We start from the raw sequence: 1064 nt of genomic DNA on the forward strand, positions 1-1064 counted from the left end.
ATTAGCTCTACTTGCATTTGGATGTTGTCGCCAGGCATTACCATTTCTACGCCTTCTGGTAGAGAGATATCACCTGTTACGTCAGTTGTACGGAAGTAGAACTGTGGACGGTAGCCTTTGAAGAATGGAGTGTGACGACCACCTTCATCTTTAGACAGTACGTATACTTCTGATTCGAACTTAGTGTGTGGGTTGATTGACTTAGGAGCCGCTAGTACTTGACCACGCTCTACTTCGTCACGCTTAGTACCACGTAGAAGTGCACCAACGTTCTCACCCGCACGACCTTCGTCTAGAAGCTTACGGAACATTTCAACACCAGTACAAGTAGTTGTTGTAGTTTCTTTAATACCTACGATTTCTACTTCATCACCTACTGTTAGGATACCGCGCTCGATACGACCAGTTACTACTGTACCACGACCTTGGATTGAGAATACGTCTTCGATTGGTAGTAGGAATGGTTGGTCTACTGCACGCTCTGGCTCTGGGATGTAAGAGTCTAGGGCTTCAGCAAGCTCAACGATCTTGTCTTCCCACTGCTTCTCGCCGTTTAGTGCGCCTAGTGCAGAACCTTGGATAACTGGTAGGTCATCACCTGGGAAGTCGTACTCAGATAGAAGTTCACGAACTTCCATTTCTACTAGCTCTAGTAGCTCTTCATCGTCAACCATGTCACATTTGTTCATGAATACGATGATGTATGGGATACCAACCTGACGGCCTAGTAGGATGTGCTCACGAGTTTGTGGCATTGGGCCATCTGTCGCAGCAACAACTAGGATACCACCGTCCATCTGTGCAGCACCTGTGATCATGTTTTTAACATAATCCGCGTGTCCTGGACAGTCTACGTGTGCGTAGTGACGAGTTGGAGTGTCGTACTCAACGTGAGATGTTGCGATTGTGATACCGCGCTCACGCTCTTCTGGAGCGTTATCGATAGATGCGAAGTCTTTCGCTTCACCGCCGTACACTTTAGATAGAGTTGTACAGATTGCAGCAGTTAGAGTTGTTTTACCGTGGTCAACGTGGCCGATAGTACCAACGTTTACGTGCGGTTT

At 47.3% G+C, this 1064-nt stretch carries 1 protein-coding gene; it reads right to left on the reverse strand.

The window, feature by feature from the left end; genetic code table 11:
- Nucleotides 1-1064, reverse strand: a 1064-nt coding sequence (gene tuf, locus OH455_RS23180; RefSeq protein WP_269982936.1) for an elongation factor Tu, incomplete at both ends; no start/stop codon positions are given.

This window comes from Vibrio sp. T11.5 (assembly GCF_027587155.1).
GTDB lineage: Bacteria > Pseudomonadota > Gammaproteobacteria > Enterobacterales > Vibrionaceae > Vibrio > Vibrio neptunius.